This is a genomic window from Pseudomonas sp. CLCA07 (assembly GCF_053615335.1).
The window spans coordinates 1096298-1116878 of the sequence record NZ_CM132131.1 but is presented as its reverse complement, the minus strand read 5'-3'; the positions used below and the strand labels follow the sequence as shown (position 1 = coordinate 1116878).

The 20581-nt window shown below is 58.8% G+C and carries 13 protein-coding genes; 8 read left to right on the top strand and 5 right to left on the bottom strand.

Going from position 1 to position 20581, the window contains the following annotated elements; all coding sequences use genetic code 11:
• Positions 1-42 precede the first annotated feature (42 nt).
• The 5 genes from ACWGZX_RS05050 to ACWGZX_RS05030 all read right to left on the bottom strand — a co-directional run bounded on the left by ACWGZX_RS05050 (position 43) and on the right by ACWGZX_RS05030 (position 6556).
• The gene (locus tag ACWGZX_RS05050; RefSeq protein ID WP_452628967.1) at positions 43-1281 is read right to left on the bottom strand and encodes a thiolase family protein; all 1239 of its coding nucleotides are present in this window, start codon (positions 1279-1281) and stop codon (positions 43-45) included.
• Positions 1282-1490: 209 nt separating this feature from the next.
• Entirely contained in the window at positions 1491-3047 is a 1557-nt protein-coding gene (locus ACWGZX_RS05045) for a class I adenylate-forming enzyme family protein (RefSeq protein ID WP_452627525.1), read from the bottom strand.
• A gap of 21 nt (positions 3048-3068) precedes the next feature.
• The gene (locus ACWGZX_RS05040) at positions 3069-4199 is read right to left on the bottom strand and encodes a saccharopine dehydrogenase family protein (protein WP_452627524.1); all 1131 of its coding nucleotides are present in this window, start codon (positions 4197-4199) and stop codon (positions 3069-3071) included.
• 40 nt (positions 4200-4239) lie between these two features.
• Positions 4240-5520: an acyl-CoA dehydrogenase family protein gene (locus tag ACWGZX_RS05035; protein ID WP_452627523.1), complete on the bottom strand. Its 1281-nt coding sequence runs from the start codon at positions 5518-5520 to the stop codon at positions 4240-4242.
• A gap of 61 nt (positions 5521-5581) precedes the next feature.
• Positions 5582-6556, bottom strand: coding sequence for an NmrA family NAD(P)-binding protein (locus ACWGZX_RS05030; RefSeq protein ID WP_452627522.1), 975 nt, complete (start codon positions 6554-6556; stop codon positions 5582-5584).
• A 252-nt stretch (positions 6557-6808) separates the two neighbouring features.
• Between ACWGZX_RS05030 and ACWGZX_RS05025 the strand changes: the two genes are divergently transcribed.
• From ACWGZX_RS05025 to ACWGZX_RS04990, 8 genes are all read left to right on the top strand, one after another.
• Positions 6809-7663 carry a helix-turn-helix domain-containing protein gene (locus ACWGZX_RS05025; protein ID WP_452627521.1) on the top strand — a complete coding sequence of 285 codons (855 nt, stop codon included), beginning with the start codon at positions 6809-6811 and terminating at the stop codon, positions 7661-7663.
• 334 nt (positions 7664-7997) lie between these two features.
• A complete protein-coding gene (locus tag ACWGZX_RS05020) occupies positions 7998-10604 on the top strand; it encodes a LuxR C-terminal-related transcriptional regulator (RefSeq protein WP_452627520.1) in 2607 nt (868 codons plus the stop codon).
• Positions 10605-10778: 174 nt separating this feature from the next.
• A complete protein-coding gene (locus tag ACWGZX_RS05015; RefSeq protein WP_452627519.1) occupies positions 10779-11942 on the top strand; it encodes a thiolase C-terminal domain-containing protein in 1164 nt (387 codons plus the stop codon).
• Between the two features lie 68 nt (positions 11943-12010).
• Positions 12011-13840 (top strand): DUF1302 domain-containing protein, encoded by a 1830-nt coding sequence (locus tag ACWGZX_RS05010; protein ID WP_452627518.1) that lies wholly within the window; start codon positions 12011-12013, stop codon positions 13838-13840.
• A gap of 33 nt (positions 13841-13873) precedes the next feature.
• Positions 13874-15235 (top strand): DUF1329 domain-containing protein, encoded by a 1362-nt coding sequence (locus ACWGZX_RS05005; protein ID WP_452627517.1) that lies wholly within the window; start codon positions 13874-13876, stop codon positions 15233-15235.
• A gap of 77 nt (positions 15236-15312) precedes the next feature.
• Positions 15313-16377, top strand: a complete 1065-nt coding sequence (locus ACWGZX_RS05000) for a WD40/YVTN/BNR-like repeat-containing protein (protein ID WP_452627516.1) — start codon at positions 15313-15315, stop codon at positions 16375-16377.
• 36 nt (positions 16378-16413) lie between these two features.
• Positions 16414-18849, top strand: coding sequence for an efflux RND transporter permease subunit (locus tag ACWGZX_RS04995; RefSeq protein WP_452627515.1), 2436 nt, complete (start codon positions 16414-16416; stop codon positions 18847-18849).
• 96 nt (positions 18850-18945) lie between these two features.
• On the top strand, positions 18946-20580 hold the full coding sequence (locus tag ACWGZX_RS04990; protein ID WP_452627514.1) for a 3-(methylthio)propionyl-CoA ligase: 1635 nt from the start codon (positions 18946-18948) through the stop codon (positions 20578-20580).
• The last annotated feature ends 1 nt before the right edge of the window (position 20581 follow it).

The window sequence follows — 20581 nt, the reverse complement described above, 5'->3', positions numbered from 1 at the left end:
GTTTTTATTGGTTTCGCCACTACAAATTTTTTCTGACAAGAATTATTTGCTGAGAATGTGGATCGCGACTGCTGCCTCCTCAATACCCTGCAAACCGCCGCCGTTCTCTTGGATTGCATGGCGTGCGCCATGTACCTGGCGTGCGCCAGCCTCCCCGCGCAGTTGCGTCACAAGTTCGTAGAGTTGGCCGATCCCGGTAGCACCGAGTGGATGGCCTTTCGATTCCAGGCCACCTGAGGTATTGACCGGGATGCGTCCGCCCAGGGTGAATTCGCCACGTTCAGCCGCAGGTCCGCCCTGACCAAACGGGACCAGACCCAGGTTTTCGACCTGAATTATTTCGCCCATCGCCGAGGCGTCATGGACTTCGGCGACATGCATGTCTTGCGGCCCCAGGCCCGCCTGTTCATAGGCCAGGTTAGCTGCCAGGTGACCGACGTTCAGTTCCGGCTGATCGAGCCGGCGATGGCTGAAGCTACGGATGACGCTGGCCGCGACCTTGATGCAGCGGCTCCTGTCGGCACCGATGCGTGTGAGTCCTTCCTCGGTGCACAGGATGGCTGCTGCTGCACCGTCCGACAGCGGCGCGCACATTGGCAGGGTGAGCGGGTAGGTGATCGGAGGGGCGGCAAGGATTTCGTCGATACTGAAGGCTTTGCGAAATTGAGCGTAAGGGTTATGTACCGAGTGGGTGTGGTTTTTCGCCGACACCGCTGCGATCTGCCGCTGCGTGGTGCCGTAGGTTTTCATATGCTGACGGCATAATGCGGCATAGATGGCCATAAACTTGCTGTAAGGCTTGTCCGATTCCGACCCGGCGGGTGATACCACGCCTTCGCCCATTTTCACCAACATCTGGTAATTCTCTTCGGCGCGAGAAACATCCCATCCAGCCTCGAACAGCGAGAGGGCCTTCAGTTTATCCGGGATATTCATCTTTTCCGCACCCAACGCCAGCGCGATACTGGCTGTACCGGCCTTGAGACTTTGCACGGCCAAATTGAAGGCTGAGCTACCCGAAGCGCAGGCATTCTCGACGTTATAGATAGGAATGCTTTCAATACCGATCTTGCTGAACACGACTTGACCGGGGATCGAAAGCTGGCCTTGCAATGGGCCATTGGTCATGCCTGCATAAAATGCGATATCGAGATCGGCGGCACTGCAGTCGGCGTCCTTCAACGCGCCATGGAAAGCCTCGCGTGCCAAGTCATCGAGGCTGCGTTCGTTGTGGCGACCGAAGACGGTCATGGCGATGCCTGCGATATAGATATTGCTCATTGAAAATTCCTTATATTCAGTTGGTCGGTGTCCAGTTCGCACCCACGGCGTGGTTGACGTTGGGTGCGCCTCGGCAGCGGCTTCCTGAAGTTGCTGGTCGTTGCCGGGTTCAGGCAGGCGTATCTCGGCCACGTGCAGGCTGAGGTTGAAGATCGACCTCGATTTTTTCCCAATCGGGTAGCCCGACGCGCCTGAGATCTCCGGTTGTGTCAGATATTCCGAGCTGAGTTTTCCCAATACGGCTGGCGCAGTTCTTTTTTCAGCACCTTGCCCACCGGACTACGTGGCAGGCTGCTAGTGAAGTCGACAGACTTCGGTGCCATCACGCTACCCAGCTTGACTTTGCACAGCTCGATAAGCTCCTGCTCTGTGGTTTCCTGGCCTGGGTTGAGCTCGACCACGGCCTTGACGGCCTCGCCCCATTTCTCATCGGGCACGCCAATCACGGCGCAGTCCTGAACGGCCGGATGTCCCCACAGCACTTGCTCGACTTGGCTGGGATAGACGTTGAAACCGCCGGAAATAATCATGTCCTTTTTGCGATCGGTGAGGTGCAGATAGCCTTCGACATCGATATGGCCGATGTCGCCGGTATGCAGCCAACCGTCGACGATGGTCTCGGCGGTCTTCTCCGGCTGCTTGTAGTAACCCTTCATGATCAGGTCACCGCGCACGCATATTTCACCGGTTTCACCGCGGGGCAGAATCTGGTTGGTGTCGCTCATCACTTCGACGCGGATCAGCGGGTTAGGGCGGCCGACCGAGGACAGGCGTTCGTCGTCGGCGAATTGACCACCCACCAGATGCTCGTCGGGGCGAAAGTTGGCGATACTGGCCGGTGCTTCGGTCTGACCATAGCCGCCGGTCATGACTGGACCGAAAATCTCGATAGCTTTCTTCAGCTTGTCTACCGACATCGGAGCCGCGCCGTACATCAGGTACCTCACCGAGGAGAAGTCCAGCTTCTCGATACCGGGAATTTCCAACAGCCTGTAGATCACCGTTGGCGGCAGAAAGAGCTCGCTGACCTTGTGCTGCGCAATGGCGTTCAACATCAATGCCGGATCGGGTTTGGTAATAACCACTACAGTGCCACCTTGCGCCGTGCAGGGTACGGCCAACAGGCCGGCAGTGTGGGTCATCGGTGCGGCGGCCATATTCACCGGCTTTTCACCATTGCGATAAGCACAGGTCAGCATGAAGTGGGCAATGAACGTCTGCACGCTGCGGTGGGTGTTCATCACTCCCTTTGGTGTGCCCGTAGTGCCACCCGTGGGTGATACCGCCACCACGTCGTCCATGTCATAGGCGACTTCGGGACGGCTCGCCGGCTGGCCGGCACTCCATAGTTCCAACGAAGGTGCATCGACAGCATCGGCATCAATACAGATCCAGTGCTTGATCTTCGGCAGCTTGGGCCGCAGCTCGGTGATGATTCCCGCGAAATCGTTTTGGTAGAACATCACCTCGCAGTCGAATGCGTCGAGGATGTAGTGATTCTCTTCGCTCGAGTTGCGCGCGTTGACTGGAATCCAGGTCATGTTGGCGCGCCATAGACCCAGTGTGCAGGCCCAGGCGGTGACGTCGTTACCTGACCAAACGGCACCCTTGGTTTCCTTCGGCAAGCCCAGTGCGAGCAGCTTGTTGGCGATGCGACACGAGAGCTCGCCGATTTCGTTGAAGGTGTAGGAGCGCTCACCCTGGATGTAGGCGACCCCAGCAGGGTTGATGCCCCAGCCGCGATCGTAAAAGTCAATGATGGCCATAAGTGGTTCCTGTGCCGGTAATCAGAGTTTGGTAACGGTGGCACGGGCCAGGCCGCGCTCTTCCAGGAAACCGAGCAGATAGCGGTGTCCAAAAGCCTTGGAGCCGGAAGCGAAGCCGACCTTGTTGGTGTCGCCATCGAGCAGCTTGACTGCCGCCGCGGCCTGTAGGGCACCGGTGGAGATATAGGGGGTGACACCATGCACGGTAGCGCGCACCGCGGCCAGGTGGCCGCGGCCGATAGCGATGTCGACGCTACGCTGCAAGGTGGTGCGTTCGCGGGGCGGCATGCTCGGCGTGGTGGCCTCTACCAGGCTCCTCACCACCGCGTCCTGCTGCTCCTTGGACAGGTGCTTGTATTCCGCTTCCCACTTCTGGCTCAGACCATGCACCATCGGCATCACATTGTTGTCGTAGAAACCGACTGCGGACGTGCAGGCGCGCACGCGCGGATCATGCTCAAAGTAAATCGGCAGCGAGGTTCCCCCCCAAGGCAGGGAGAAAACCGGCTGCATGAAGTTGGGGTCGACAATGTTGAACGAAGCGGTGGCTGGATGCTGAACCAGCTTGTTTTCCCACAGGTAGAACTGCTCCCTGTGGAACAATTCGAAAATCGAGGCTGCCGAGCCTAGGCTGACTCCTGCGACATCACGCGGGCCGCGGCACAGGGCGGCGGTTTCCAGCACGTCGATGCCGGGGGTTTCCAGCGCCAGTTCGGCGGCGATCTCGGAGAAGCTGAACATGTAGGACAGCGATGGCGAAACCAGTAAGCCAGCCTGACGATAGAGTTCGCCAAATTGCTCGCGAACCTGACGGACATAGCTTTGCTCGCCGGTGGTATCTATGTGGTGGCAGCCGGCCTTGAGCGCGGCCTCAACGGTGGTTAGACCGAAGTTGACGAAAGGGCCAACGGTGTTGCAGACAACCTTTGCCCCCTTGAAGGCGGCGCTCAGCGACTCGACGTTGTGCTCGGCCTCGATGATTTCGTAGGTCGCGGACTCCAGCCGTACCACCCGCTGCGCCATCATTTCCTGCGCACGCTTGGCATTGCGTGCCACAGCGGTGAAGGGGATGTTCTGGTCGATCAACCAATCCATCGTCAGCATGCCGGTGTAGCCACTGGCGCCATATACAACTACGGGATATTTAGCCATTTCTATTGTCTCCAAAGTTTATTGTTAGTCGGGTTTTGGATCAGTATTGGGGCCAGCCGTCTTCGTAGAGCTCCTGGACAAGGAACCCAAGGCGGGTGGTGAGCATCATGTTCTCGCCATCCTCGATCAGCGCAGCGCGGGCATCGCGGAACAACTTCTCCATGGGGTACTCGCGGGTTAGGCCGTTGCCGCCGAACAGCTGCATGGCATCGCTGACCACGCGCATAGCCTCTTCGGTCACGGTGACCTTGCTGGAAGCCGTGGCACAGGGGTGCCCCTGCGGGGTCAGTCGCGCATAGGCCAAAGAGCGGCGGGCGACAGCCCGGCAAAGCTCGACACGACGCATCATGTCGCCGATGCGGTAGCGGGTAAGCTGGTGGTTGATCAGCAGTTGGCCACCCTGCTTGCGCTCATGGCAGTAGGCCAGGGCCAGTTCGAAGGCGGAACGCGCCACGCCAGTGAACCATTGCGCCATGTGTGTGCCAGCGAACGACCAGGTCGACACGACGTTGCCGTAGTACTCGTCCTGCAGGGCCACGGCGAAGCGCTTGGGAATCCGCACGTTGTCGAAATACACCTCGCCCTGCGGCAGGGCGCGCTGACCGATCTTCTCCAGCGGCTTGCCCCTGCTGACACCGGGCAAGTCCAGGGGCACGATTACGGAGATGCCATAGGGCAAGCCATTGGCATCGTAGAAGCCGTTGCCATAGTCGGCGGTCATGTAGGCCAGGGCCACCTGGGCCACCGCGCCGTTGGACACCCAGGCCGAGCACTGGCCGTTAATGACGATCTCGTGCTCGCCGACCTTGGCGAAGAGATTGCCCTTGTTGCCTAACTGCCCCGGCACCCAGTCGCGCTGCATGTCGAAGGCGCCGGCGTCAGTGCCCTTGTCCGGATGGGTAATCATCCAGCAGCCGATTTTCCCGGCACTCAGATCGATCAGCTCCTGGTTCCCTACGGCTTTGGCCATCTCGTTCGGGAAGGTGCTGACGCCCAGGGAAACCGCCAGACCGGCATCACCCCAGCCCATTTCCTCGCCGATCATAGACTCGACGCGTACAGCCGTTTCCGGCGGCAGTTCGGCCAGTAGATCGGAATCCAGGCCCAGCTTGGCGGCTTCGCTGAACACGCTGTAGTACGGCGAGCCGGGGGCGACCACCTGCTCTGCGGTCATTTTGTCGAGTTCCTGACCAAGGGGACGCATGAAATCCTTGGCAAAGCGATGCACGCTGTCCTGGATGCCGCGCTCGACCTCGTTCAGGGGCGTTTCAAAGCCGGTTATTGAAATGTCAGGCAGGTTGATCCGGTTACTTAGTTTCATGATGGGTCTCGTCATATCACTCGGTTTTTCTTATGGCCTGCACTCTAGGCGTTGAGACCCGTCAGGCATTCGCCGGCAGTTCGCCGGCGGCGATCAGCGTGGCGCGCGTGGCCTCGACGAAAGGCTCTACGGTGTCGACGAACAGCTCTTGCAGCGGCGTCCCCTTGAACTCGGGGAGGAAGGTCTTGTTCCAGTGGCCGCACAGCGACATGCCCGCTGGGGTATCGATCATGGCGACACCGATCGCCAGTAGGGTCTGGATGGCACCGGGACTGGAAGCCGCGTAGGCCGAGCGCCACTGATCGGGCGTCAACACGTTACGCTCGATCGGGCGACCCACGGCCTGTTCGCGCGCGGCCAGCAGCTCGTTCCACGAACACCAAGCCGTGGTCGCGACTGGGCAGATCGCATTGCGCGAGGCCGGGTGGGCCAGCACATGCGGAATGATGCGGCCGACATCCGCGCCAGTCGACCAGGCCAGCTTGGCGTCGGGATCGCCCATCACCATCACCGGCTCGAGCATGTAGTACTCGATCCAGGCACCGGCCGGAATGATGGTGTAGTCCATGCCGGCCAATTCGATCATGCGTCGGATGAACGCCTTCTGCCGGGCCATCAAGCGGTGCGTGGTATCGGTCTGCCAGAACTGCTCGAACTCGTAGATCGCGCCGTACTCGGATGGCACAAAGCGTTCGACCCCGGCTTCCTTGGCGGCAAAGATCAGCGGCATCTGCGATTCGGTGGCGTAGAGGGGTACGCAGGACACCAGGTAGTCGGTGCCGCGCAGCGCCGGGACCAGCGCTTCGGCAATGGTGACGTCGACTTCCTTGATGGTCACGCCCTGGCGCGCCCATTCGGCGTACTGCTGCTGTTTCTGCGCCTCGCTTTTGCTGATGCCCGACGATGAACGTTCCACCTGACCGGAGCAGCGCGCTAGCACATTGATATTGACCAGGCCCTGGCGAATGAACTCATTGACGCAGGCGACGCCGGCAGTCCCGGTGGCGCCGAATACAGTGACGGTCTTCTTGCTCATGCTGTTCTCCTAGATGTGATGAGTGATGTGGGCGAGCGGTTGATACTGAAGCTACCTGGCGGCCAACCAGTTGCAGGGGCGCGTTGGAGACCATCAGCGAAATAGCCAGTCCGGTATCGCCGAGAGCTGGATCGGCCTGCCTCGCATTAAGGCGAGTGGCGGAATATTTGGCCGATTATTGTTCTTCCCGACATCGACAACTCACCTGAAAAGCGGTCATATTTATCAAAATATGCTCATTCTGAGATGCCCATGAATCCGCAGCTGCAAGTACATGAAACACTGGGACTACCCATGCTTGGCGGCATGGTGTGCAGTGAAATGCCCTTGTATGCAGAGCGCTATTTTCTACATGCAACTGATCGCTCCGCACCGCCGATTGACACCATGGTTCTGCTGACTCAATTCGGTGGCTCACGGGTGGAGGAGGGGACAGGGGGCGAGTTGCGCTCTACATCAATGCCTCGTTTATCAATGCTGGTGCCTGCGAGCTGTGCTACTCATTGGCACTATTCCGGCAGCATCGATTTCGCGATTTTTTATCTGCCCGAGCGCACTGATGGCGTGTTTCAACAATTGCGTGAGATATGCGTTGGCGCGCAGGCACCATTGCCCTTCAGTGATGGTTTGGTGAGCGCAGCGGCCCGGCAACTGATGGATGAGCTAAGTCTTGGGAAGGGAGCTGATCAGGGGTTCATGGCAAGATTGGCCATGGTCATGCTTGAGCAGGTGTATCGTGCGCTACGAGTTAACGCGAGCAGAGGTATTTATCCGCCGCATATTCATCTAGCGCGTCTACACACAGTACTGGCCTTCATTCGCGAGCATCTGGGGCGGGAACTTTCGATCAGCACGCTGGCTGGCCAGGCGGGTGTCAGCCCGGCTCATTTCCGAAGGCTGTTTCAGCGCGCCATGGGTATGCCGCCCCATCGCTATGTGATGAATGTTCGACTGGAACATGCGCGTGATCTGCTCATGCAGACCGATCTACCTATTTTGCATGTGGCACTTGAGTGTGGCTTCAGCTCCCAGAGCCACCTGACTGCAGCGTTCAAAGTTGCGCACGCAAGTACACCGGCTGAATACAGAGCCCTGGCTGGAAGGTAGAGGCGATCCTGAACGGATGCTTTGGCGTGGCGAGCAGGTCACTCCACCGAAAGTACGCACGCGGCTTGCATTGCACCGGGCTTCAAGTCCTCGGACCATTCCATGGTAGTGTTCGGCCGTCAGGGACTGCATCCAGCGGCGTTTGGCGAGAACTTGCAGAACTCAAGTCAGAAAATCACTAGCTTCAAAGTTGCCATCAAAGGCCACGACCAGCGACCTTCAGACGCTCTTTGGGTAAGCGTCTCTCAACCACCAGGGTCTGAAAAAAATGGATTGCATAGAGCCCCAACTGATCCTCAAAACGACACCGCCGCGTAGTCAGAAATCAGCACGGATGCGAAACCGCCTGGGTATCCATACCCAGGAACTGACAGACAAAGTGGTGATCGCCGTTCAAGCGCCGGCAGGCTTCGGCAAAACCTTTCTGCTGACCCAATGGCGCCGTGAATGTTTGTCTCACGGCGCAGTGGTGGCCTGGATGACGCTGGATGCACAGGATGATGGTGCTCGTTTTGTCCAGGGGCTGGGAGCTGCCATGGCAATTGGCAGCGGTCGGCCGTCGTTTGCCCGCGCATTCGAGCCTATTGCGGGACTGGGGCGTGACGAACAGGAAGGGCTGACGCAGTGGTTGGCGGAAGTGGCTGATCTGGGTAGCGAAACCGTATTGATTCTGGATGAAGTGGATACCCTGCCCGAGCTGACGATCCGTTACTCCCTGACGTACCTGTTGCACAACGCGCCGGCCAATTTGCGCATCATCATGGCCTCTCGCACACGGTTGAATCTGCAAGTGACGGACCTCGCGGCAAGAGGGCTTTTCACGTCGATCATGACAGCGGCTTTACGACTGAATGTGGAAGAGGCGATCGCCATCCTCAATGACCGTTTCGGCGCAAGGGTTGATGCCGACCTCTGCGTGCGGCTGCACGAGATAACCGAAGGCTGGCCGCTTGGCCTGCAATTAGCGATTTCGGCGTTGGAGAAGAGCCCGAATCGGAGTGCGGCAGTCGAAGAATTGTCGACTTGTCTGGGTGATATCCAGCGTTATTTCGTCGACAGTCTGGTCGCGCATCTTCGGGAGGAGCAGGTTCGCTTTCTGACCGGCATTGCATTGTTGGAAATGGTCCAGCCCTTGTTATGCGAGGCGCTGACGGGCAACTCTCGCTCGGGTGAGTTGCTGAAGGAATTGTGTGCCTCGACACCGATTTTTGTTGAAAGTATCGACAGTGACTGGGTGCGCATCCATCCATTGGCGCGGGAATTTCTGCTCGGCCGTTTTGCCGACTTGCCGTTGGAGGAGCGTCAGGGTTATCACCGGCGCGGTGCTGTGTGGCTGGAGCACCACGGTTTCCTGGAGCAGGCCGCCCGGCAATATCTGTTGGCCGGCATGCCCCAGCCGGCCTATACGTTGATCGGCAAATGCCTGTACGAAGTCATGTTGCAAGGGCAGTTCAGCCGGGTGCTGGAGTGGGTCGAGGAGCTTGGTCCCGCTGACGTGTTGTCGCATCCGCGCATCTGCCTGGCGGCGGCCTGGACATTAGCATTGGGAGAGCGTCAGGCAGAAGCGGCGCAATTGATTGCTGCTATTGAACAGCATCCGTCCGCCGACGAGGCGACACGTTGTGAAGCTGCCGCCATCGCCGCCGCCGCCGCCTACTTTGCGGACCATCCGGATGAATCGCATGAACTCATCATGCCTTGGGTCGATCGATTGCCTTCATTCTCAATCAAGGTGCAAGCCATTGTCGCGAGCCAGATCGCCCGGCTGACGCTGTTGCAGGGACAACCGGAGAAAGCCCGACGAATCCTTCAGCGAGCACCGCGTTACGCGGGTAGTCCTGGCCTTGATGCCATACGCGGGTATGGCGAGTGGGTGGTCGGTCTTGCTTATTTATACGAGGGTCGAATGGTGTCGGCGCGCACGGCGTTGCACGACAGCCTGTTGCATGCCGAACGGGACATAGGTCGGCGCAGTCCGGTGGCGGTCATTTTAGCGAGCGCTCTGGCGACGGTGTTGCTGGAACAGGGGGAAATTCAGGAATCCGCTACGGTGCTGGCGAACAGGCTGGATATCGTTGAACGATTGGCGTCCCCCGATGCCATTGTGCAGGGTTTTCTCGCCGCTGCTCGACTGGCTTCAATCCAGGGGCAGGGGCAGGGGCATCGCGGGCAGGATCTGCTTGAGGCGTTATTCGCCCTTGGAGAAGAGCGAAATATTCCACGATTTTGCATTGCCTCCCTGGGAGAGCAAATACGCCTGCATGCCTTGCAGGGACGCAGCGATACCTGTCAGGCATTATGGCGACGGCTGGACAGTTTCACGCCGGTTATTGCCCGTGAGCGAGCAGGGTTGCTTGGTCCGGAGCTGGACTTGCTGGCCGGGGTAGCCAACGCTTATGCCTTACTGGCCCAACGTGATTGGGAGGCTATGCTGGCGGTGCTGGACAAGGTTAGCGAAACAGCCGAATACCTGCGTCGTGGGCGAGACATCGTGCAGATCAAGCTGCTCAGGGCACTGGCACTTCGGGCGACCGGACAGGGCGGCACTGACTATTTGCTGGAGGCTGTCAGTCTCGCGCAAGAAAACGGTATGTTACGCGTGGTGCAGGACACCCATCCGGACCTGATCAAATGGGAGCAGACGCTCCAGCGTGATACGGTCAATTTGCTCGCGGCGACCTCTACGCCCGCACCTGTTCCGCGACCGGAATCCACCCCATTGAGCGTTTCCCCAAGTCGTCTTTTGACGCCCAAGGAGCGCGAGGTGTTGCAGTTGTTGGCTCGCAACCTGTCCAACAAGCAAATCGCCCTGGCGCTGAATGTCGGCGAGGAAACCGTGAAGTGGCACCTGAAAAACCTGTTTGGAAAATTCCAGGCCGGCACAAGACAGCATGTTGTCGCGCGTGCATACATGCTGGGAATTCTCGAGACAGCGGGCTAATGCGAGCCCACCATCCGAGGTGATCCGTTCGGATCATCCTTCAATCCCCCCCCCCCGCCCCCAAAAAAAATCGATTTCCAGCCGCCCCCCCAGTCAATGGGGGGTTCGCTTTTCGACTTCGCAATAGTCTGACCCCACAAAAGCGCCAACGTATCGGCGAGTGGGAGTCGGTTTATGTCTGAAAAAGTGCTGATCGCCGGTGCAGGAATGGTGCCGTTTCTACCGCTAGGTGGCTCTGACAGTCATGCGGCGTTGGCGGGGCAAGCCATACGTGCGGCGCTGGCCGATGCGCGGATCGACTATGACCTGGTCGACCAGGTGTTTACTTCCTGCGTACACGGTGAAGCCGGTATCGCCGAGCAGATGTTGTCGCAGATTGGCTACTCGGGCGTGCCGATTTTCAGCTTCGGCGATGGCTGTGGGTCGGCCAGTAGTGCTTTCCAGTTGGCCCGCAATAGCCTGCTGTGCGGCCAGGCTGAATGTGTCCTGTTGGTTGGCGTCGAGTGCATGCCGGCACGCATTTCCAATCGTGAGTTTTTCGGTTTGAAAGCTCTCGTTCGCGATGAGTCGGCAACGGTCAGGCAGGGTGAGAACCCCATCGGCTTTATCGAGCGTCGACAACAACCGGCGCTGCTGTTCGCTGCCCAAACCAGCTGGTTATTGACACGCATGGGCATTGCTCAAAGCAGCTTCGATCAAGTGCTTGAGCGGGCACGGGTCCAGGCCGGGCTCAATCCCTACGCCGTGTTGAACCGCGTGCCGGATCGCGACGGCTGGCTCCCGCCTTATCTGTGCCCGCCCGCCTGCGGTGCGGCGGCCATCTTGATCTGTACCCCGGCCTTCGCCCTGCGCTTCGGCGCTCGGGCGGACGTCACCGTGCTGGCCAGTGCCAGTGGCAGTGACAGCGCTTCAGAGCAGGAATCGGGTTGCGTGCTGGATGTACTCGGACAGGCGACTACCCGGCGAGTCGCGCAGCTGGCCTATCAGCAGGCGGGCCTCGGTGCGGAAGACATCGACGTGGTTGAACTGCACGACCAAAGCGTCGGCGACTTCATGATCAATAGCGCCGCGCTGGGCTTTTGCCGGGAGGACGAGATTGATCGATTTGTGCAGCAAGGACACCGCCTGAAAGGACAGATGAATGCGGTGTGCCCATCGGGTGGCTTGCTGGGACGTGGTCACGCCCCGGGTGCCACCGGGTTGGCGCAACTGGTCGAGTTGGTCTGGCAACTGCGCGACATGGCCGACGGCAGGCAAATTGCTGGTGCCCGCACGGCTTTACAACATAGCACCGCCCTGGGCCGGGCGGTGTCGGTCACTCTTTTGCAGCGCACCTGAAAGGAGGCTCATTACGCCGTGATTCACCCCATGACTTTTCGTAAACCATAGAGCAGGTGGCAAGCTAGATGAACAAAAATAATAAGATCTGCCATGCAAACCTTCGCAAAGGGTTGTTGGCCTCCGCCATTCTCACCGGCCTGGGCATCGCGCCCGTGGGGGCTGTGGAGATCAACACGGGGAATGAAGACTTTGCGGTTCGCTTCGACAACACGCTGAAGTTCAACTATGCCCAGCGCGTGGAAGCCCCCAACAGCAAGTTGGCCAATTCGTGGAACAACAATGACGGGGATCGCAACTTCTCCTCCGGCAGTCCCGTTTCTCAACGACTGGATGTGCTGTCCGAACTGGACGTGGTTTACAAAGAAAAAGTCGGTTTCCGTGTCAGCGCCAACACCTGGTACGACCACGCCTACGACGATATTGGCAGCGATAACGCCTCGACCAATCAGCTCAACAACGGTAAGCCGGACTCTCGTCATCAAAGCGGTTACGCCGATCGGTATTACAACGGTCCTTCTTCGGAAATCCTTGATGCCTTCGTGTTTGGCAGCACTGACGTCGGCGATGAATCACTGCTCAGCGGCAAGCTCGGCAAGCACACCGTTTACTGGGGCGAAAGCATCCTCGCCTTTGCCCATGGCAATAGTTATGGCCAGTCCGGCCTGGATATCTCCAAGTCGCTGGCGGTCCCGGGAACAGAAGCCAAAGAACTGTTCATTCCGCGTAATCAGTTGTCCACCAGCTTAACGGTCAACCCGGAACTGACCCTCGCCGCGCAGTACTTCCTGGACTGGGACGCCGCGCGGTTGCCGGAGTCGGGCACTTATCTGGGGTTCAACGACGGCATTCAAAATGGCGGGCACAACCTGTCATTGATCGGCGGCCGAAACCCGCTGTTCGGCACACCTGGCCCACTGGGTGCCAACCAGTTTTTACGGCTGTCCAATGGGCATACGTTTACCCCGGACAACCAAGGTGACTTCGGCCTGATGGCCAAGTGGAGCCCGGAATGGCTGCAGGGTACGCTGGGTTTCTACTACCGCAAAACCTCCGACATTCTGCCGAACCTGGTGTTGCAGCCAACGGCGGTCGGTCCTGCGCAACTGATCTCCGGCAATGCCGGCAGCTACAACCAGTTCTATGTCGACGACATCGATATCTACGGCATCAGCCTGTCGAAAAGCATCGAAGGTGTCAGCGTTGGTCTCGACCTGAACTATCGCCACAACATGCCGCTGGCCAGCGTGCCGGCAACGGTCAGTCCGGCAGCCGGTGCTGCCGGTTTGCCAGGCTTCATCAGCAGCTTTGATGGTGACAACGGCGTGTCCCGAGGCAACACCGTGCACGCGGTGCTCAACGGCTTGACCACTTTCGGTGCGACACCGGTCTGGGACAGCTCGACCTTGCTGGTTGAACTCGCCTACAGCCGCTGGCTGGACGTCACCGAGAACAAGCAGCTGTTCAAAGGCGAAGACTGGTATCGCGGTGTCGACAAGGTCACCAAGGACAACTACGTACTGGGCGTCAACTTCAACCCGACCTGGTATCAGGTGTTCCCCGGCATCGATATGTACCTGCCGGCCAGCTACGGCGTCGGCCTTGCGGGCAACTCGTCGGTTCAGCTCGGGGGTAACAAGGACTCCGGAAGTTACTCGGTGGGCGTTGGCATGGACGTACACAACCAGTACCGGTTTGACCTGAAGTACGTGGACAACTTTGGTCCGTTCGACACCTGCGGCTCAGCCGGTGGTTCAGGTGCACAGGGCCAGGGCGCAGCACCAGGGGCCAACGGCCAATACAACTGCGTACCGGGGCAGACCACTGCATTCGGCGGTGTTCAGCCTCAGCTCAAGGATCGGGGCATGGTCACTTTTACCTTCAAAACGACCATTTGATCGAAGTCTTTGCTTGATAGCAGGAGTCACTCCATGAAGTTCGTCAACACGTTTTTGTTCACTGCTTTGACCGTTGCCATCGCTGGTGTGGCACACGCAGCCGTGTCCCCCGATGAAGCTGCCAAACTCGGCAACAGCCTGACAGGCGTCGGCGCTGAAAAGGCCGGCAATACCGACAACACCATTCCGCCCTACACCGGCGGACTCACCACGGCGCCGGCCAGTTTTCAACCGGGTAGTTCGTTCCGTCCGGACCCTTACGAGGCCGACAAGCCACGCGTCGTCGTCGATGGCAAAAACGTCAGTCAATACACCGACAAACTGACCGCGACCACGCAAGAACTACTCAAGCGTTACCCGACGTTCCGGGTCGATGTGTTTCCGACCCATCGCAGTGTTGCGTTGCCCCAACGACTGTTGGATAACACCGCGAAAAACGCCGTCGGCACCAAAACACTCGAAGGCGGGGTAGCACTGGAAAACGCGTTGCCGGGCGTTCCGTTCCCGATCCCGAAAGATGGCTATGAGGCCATGTGGAATCACCTGCTGCGTTATCAGGGTTATGCCACCAATATCAAATATGACTCCTGGAACGTCGACAGTTCCGGGAGGGCAATTCTGGCCACGACCGGTAATGGCTATCTGGAGTACCCGCTGTACGATCCGAAGCGTACGGAACCGGCGAAAGAGACGGATCTGTTTTTCAAGACGAAACTCTATTACCAGGCCCCGGCCCGTCGCGCAGGCGAAGCCATCCTGGTGCAGGATGCTGTCAACCCTCTGAAAATGGAGCGTCGTGGCTGGCAGTACCTACCGGGTCAACGCCGCGTGAAACTCGCGCCGGACATCTCTTACGACACGCCCAACCCAGGCTCTGCCGGTGCCTCGACCTATGACGATGCCTGGGTGTTCAACGGCGCAATGGACCGCTTCGACTTCAAGCTGGTCGGCAAGAAGGAAATGATCATTCCTTACAACACTTACAAGTTGAACTATCACAAGGTCGCTGCGGATATCACCACGCCGCATCACGTCAATCCGGACCTGATGCGCTGGGAGTTGCACCGCGTGTGGGTCGTTGAAGCCACGCTGAAACCGGGCAAACGCCACATCTACAGCAAGCGCACCTTCTACCTCGACGAAGACAGTTGGATCGCCCTGGCTTCGGATGAATATGACGCCAGCGGCAAGCTGTACCGCGGATCCTTTGCACACCTGGCATACAGCTATGACGTGCAGGCGCCGAATTCCGATAACCACATGATTTATGACTTGGTCTCTGGCAGCTACAACATCACCGGCATCTACGGCCCGTACGGCGGCGTCAAGTACATCGACCCGCTTTCGAAAGCGCAGTGGGCACCTGAGTCATTGGCCGGCACGGGTATTCGCTGAGCCATAACGCAGGTGTTTTTTTGTCGCCGACAGTGTGTACCGCACTGTTCGGCGGCTTTTTTTGCCGAGTAAACCTCATGAATACATTTAGATGGATTGCGCTCACTGCGCTAACTGTGGCGTTGGCTGTGCCATTTACCAGAGCCGTAGTCGCCGCGGATTTTGTCGACGTGCTCTCGAGCCCTGCGATTCAGAGTGAAAAGGCGATTAGCGGGATGTTCACCGGGTTGACCAGTGCAGGTAAGCGCCTGGTCGCGGTGGGCCAACGCGGCCATATTTTTTATTCCGATGATAACGGCGTCCGTTGGCACCAGGCAGAAGTGCCGGTGAGTTCCGATCTGGTGGCGGTGCAGTTCCCGAGCCCGACGCAGGGGTGGGCGGTCGGGCACGACGGCATTGTGTTGCACAGCGACAACAGGGGTGAAACCTGGAAGCGTCAGCTCGATGGCCGTCAGGTGGGGCAGATCATGCTCGAACATTTTCAGAGGCAAGAAGGGCAACAGCCGAATGAGGCGTTATTAGCTGAGGCTCAACGAATTGTCGATGAAGGGGCTGACAAACCTTTTCTGGACGTTTGGTTCGCCAATGATAAAACCGGATATATCGTCGGCGCGTTCAATCTGATTTTCCGCACCGAAGACGGCGGCCAGAACTGGGTTCCGTTGATGGATCGCACCGACAATCCGGGGGCGCTGAATTTCTACGGGATACGAGCAATCGGCGATGACCTGTTCATTGTCGGCGAGCAAGGCCTGGTATTGAAACTGGACCCGGCAACGCAACGCTTCATCAACATCCCGACGCCCTACAGCGGCAGCTATTTCGGCATCACCGGCAAACCGGGCTCGGTGCTCGTTTATGGCCTGCGGGGCAATGTTTATCGCAGCGTCGATCACGGCGTGAACTGGGACAAGGTTGAACTGGGTCTGTCCTCAAGCATCACCGCGAGCACGATCACCGCCGACGGCCGAATCATCCTGATCAGCCAGGCCGGGCATGTGCTTGTCAGCACCGACGACGGAGCCAGTTTCACGCAAAAGCCACAAGACCGCCTGGGGCCCGTCGCTGCGGCGCAGGCCATCGTACCAGGGGCGGTGGTGGTCGCAGGCGCACAGGGCTTGCGCCAGTTGCCCTTCGAATGAGCCCACTCCACATAATAAAAAGAGACGAGCCACTTCATGGGTAACTACAACCTCGATACGATGCCGGTGATCCGAGAGCTGAAAGGCTTCGATGCACGCTCCGGCAATGTCCTTGAACGCCTGATTTTCAACAATCGCCTGCTGGTGGTGCTGACCTGCCTGATCGTGACGGTAGTGCTGAGCTATTTCGCGGCCACTGGGCTGACGCTCAATGCCAGCTTCGAAAAGATGATTCCGCAGAGTCAGCCGTACATCAAAAACTACCTTGAGAATCGCCAGTCGTTACGCGGGCTGGGCAATACGGTTCGGGTGGTGGTGGAAAACACCGACGGCGACATCTACGACCCGAAATACCTGGAGGTGCTCAAGCAGGTTAATGACACCTTGTTCCTGACCCCGGGCGTGGACCGGGCCTGGATAAAGTCATTGTGGACGCCTGCTGTGCGCTGGACCGAGGTCACGGAGGAGGGCTTCCGTGGTGGCCCGGTCATGCCGGACTCCTACGACGGCTCGGCCAGTGGGGTCGAGCAACTGCGCTTGAACATTGCCCGTTCCGGCATCATCGGCAGTCTCGTCGGCAATAATTTCAAATCGAGCATGATTGTGGTGCCGCTGCTGGAGAAGGATCCGGTCACGGGCGCCGCAATCGACTATCACAGTTTTTCGCGGATGCTTGAAGAGCAGTTACGCAACAAGTTTGAGTTTGCCGGCAGCAGCGCGGTACACGTTGCCGGTGAAGAGGGCAAAGGCCCGATCAAGATCCGCGTGATCGGTTTCGCCAAATTGGTGGGCGATCTGATCGATGGCCTGATGCTGATCATGATGTACTTCGGCGCCGCGGCGCTGATTGCCACTGCCATCATCTTTGGCTTTACCCGTTGCGTGCGCAGCACCGCGCTGGTGATTCTGTGCTCGTTGGTTGCGGTGGTCTGGCAACTGGGCCTGATCACCTTGTTCGGTTATGTACTCGACCCGTTTTCGATTCTGGTGCCGTTTCTGGTGTTCGCCATCGGCGTGTCCCACGGCGCGCAGAAAATGAACGGGATCATGCAGGACGTCGGACGCGGCACCCATCAGTTGATCGCCGCGCGTTACACCTTCCGCCGTCTGTTCCTGGCCGGACTGACCGCATTGCTGGCCGATGCCGTGGGTTTTGCGGTACTGATGCTGATCGACATTCCGGTGATCCAGGACCTGGCCGTCACCGCGAGCATTGGTGTGGCAGTCTTGATCTTTACCAACCTGGTGTTGCTGCCAGTACTGCTGTCTTATTGGGGTGTCAGTCCCAAGGCGGCGGCGCGCAGCTTGCGTCAGGAAAGGCAGGAGGTGAAGGGGAAAGGGCTGGGCAATGTGTGGAGCCTGCTTGACCGCTTTACCGAGCGTCGCTGGGCGACGGTGGCGGTGGTGGTGGCCGGGTTGCTGGCGGTAGGTGGCTTCATGGTCAGCACGCATTTGAAGATTGGTGATCTCGATCCGGGCGCACCCGAACTGCGCGCCGACTCACGTTACAACCGCGACAATGCCTACATCACTGCCAACTTTTCGCTGTCCAGCGACCAGTTTGCGGTCATGGTCAAAACCGCCAGTGAAGGTTGCCTGAAGTACGAAACCCTGGTGGAAGCCGATCGTCTCGGCTGGCTGCTGCAACAGCAACCGGGCGTGCAGACTACCGTGTCGCTGGTCAACGCTGTGCGCCAGATCACGGCGGGTTCCTATGAAGGCAACCCGAAAATGCTGACCATCGCGCGCAACCAGAACGTGCTGAACTACGGCGCGCAACAGGCCTCGGTGAACAATCCGGAACTGTTCGACAGTGATTGCTCGATGATGCCGGTGATCGCTTATCTCTCCGACCACAAGGCCGAAACCCTCGATCATGTGGTGAAAGTGGCCGATCAGTTCGCCCGTGAACACAGCAACGACGATCGGCAGTTCATGCTCGCCGCCGGTAGCGCCGGGATCGAAGCGGCGACCAATATCGTCGTGCGTGACGCCAATCGCACCATGTTGTTCTACGTGTATGGCGCGGTGATCGTGCTGTGCTTCATCACTTTCCGCAGCTGGCGGGCGGTGGTGGTGGCGGTCGTGCCGTTGATGCTGACGTCGATTCTCTGCGAGGCGTTGATGGTCTGGCTGGGCATGGGTGTGAAGGTCGCGACCTTGCCGGTGATTGCCTTGGGTGTCGGCATCGGTGTCGATTACGCGCTGTACCTGCTCAGCGTTCAGTTGGCTCAGCAGCGTGCCGGTCTGTCGTTGACCGAAGCCTACAAAAACTCCGTGGCGTTCACCGGCAAAGTGGTGGCGCTGGTCGGCATCACCCTGGCGGCGGGCGTGATCACCTGGGCTTGGTCGCCGATCAAGTTCCAGGCCGATATGGGCATTCTGCTCACCTTCATGTTCATCTGGAACATGGTCGGCGCCTTGGTGCTGATCCCGGCACTGTCGCATTTCTTGCTCCGTCGTGCTCCTTGAAACGGCTGCTTGCATGATTTATCCGCTCGGCTACCTGTGAGTCTCTGCCGTTTCTCAAACATCGACATCAAACAAGAATAAAAGGAACACAAAACCATGCTGGGCTTGATGCAAGATCAACCGCTGTTGATTTCTTCCGTTCTGGAACATGCGCTGAAGGCGCATCCGCACACTGAAATTGCCTCACGCACGGCAGATGGATCGGTGCATCACTGCACTTACGCCGACATCGGCGAACGCGCTAAACAAGTGGCTAATGCGCTGGTTGCGTTGGGCGTGCAACCCGGCGACCGAATCGGCACCCTGGCCTGGAACGGTTACCGGCACATGGAACTGTATTTCGGTGTGTCGGGCATGGGCGCGGTACTGCATACGATCAACCCACGGCTGTTCGCCGAGCAGATCGAATTCATCGCCAACCACGCCGAGGATCAGTACCTGCTTTTCGACCTGTCGTTCGCTGAGTTGGTCGAGCAGATCGCGCCGCGCCTGAAAACAGTCAAAGCTTTCATCGCGCTGTGTGACCGGGAACAAATGCCGGCAATCAATGTGCCTGGTTTGATGTGCTACGAAGACCTGATCGCCGAGCACAGCAACGACTTCATCTGGCCTGAGTTCGATGAGCGCACGGCGTCGTCAATGTGCTACACCTCGGGCACCACTGGCAATCCAAAGGGTGTGTTGTATTCGCACCGTTCATCGATCCTGCATTCGCTGGCGCTGTGTACCTCGGATGGCTTCGGTCTATCGGCGGCGGATTCAGCGTTGTTGGTCGTGCCGATGTTCCACGTCAATGCCTGGGGTATGCCGTATGCCGCCGCAATGTGTGGCGCCAAATTGGTGTTGCCGGGCGCCGCACTTGACGGCGAGAGTCTCTACACGCTGATGCGGGATGAACAGGTGACCCTGGCGCTGGGTGTGCCGACGGTGTGGATGATGCTGCAACAGCATGTCGAGACACAGGCTTTGCAACCGGCGAAAGAGCTGTGCCTGAACCGGGTGGTGATCGGCGGAGCCGCCGCGCCGCGCAGCCAGGTCGATACGTTTGAAACCCGTTTCAATGCGCGTGTTTTGCATGCCTGGGGGATGACCGAGATGTCCCCGCTGGGCACCATCTGCAATCCGTTGCCCAAACACCGTGAGGCTCCGCTGGAAGCAGTGCTCGACCTGCAGGCCAAACAAGGGCGGGCGTTGTTTGGGGTGTCGATGAAGATTGTCGACGAGCAAGGCGCTGAACTACCGCGAGACGGCAAGGCTAGCGGTCTTCTACTGGTCAAGGGGCCGTGGATCGCCAGCCAGTATTACGGCGGCGAAGGAGGGCAGATTCTTGATAGCGAGGGCTGGCTCGATACCGGTGACATCGCAACGATCGACACTGACGGCTACATGCAGATCACCGACCGCGCCAAGGACGTTATCAAGTCGGGTGGCGAGTGGATTTCCTCGATTGATCTGGAAAACGCTGCCGTCAGTCATCCGGCCGTCGCCGAAGCGGCGGTGATTGGCATCCCTCATCCCAAATGGCAGGAACGGCCGTTGTTGGTGGTGGTGCTCAAACCTGGTAGAACCGCGAGCAAAGACGATCTGCTGACGGTGCTGCAAAGCCGCGTGGCGAAGTGGTGGCTGCCGGACGATGTGGCCTTCGTCGAAGCGCTGCCGCATACCGCCACCGGCAAATTGCAAAAGATGAAGCTTCGCGAACAGTTTCGCGACTTCAGATTTCAGAGCTGAA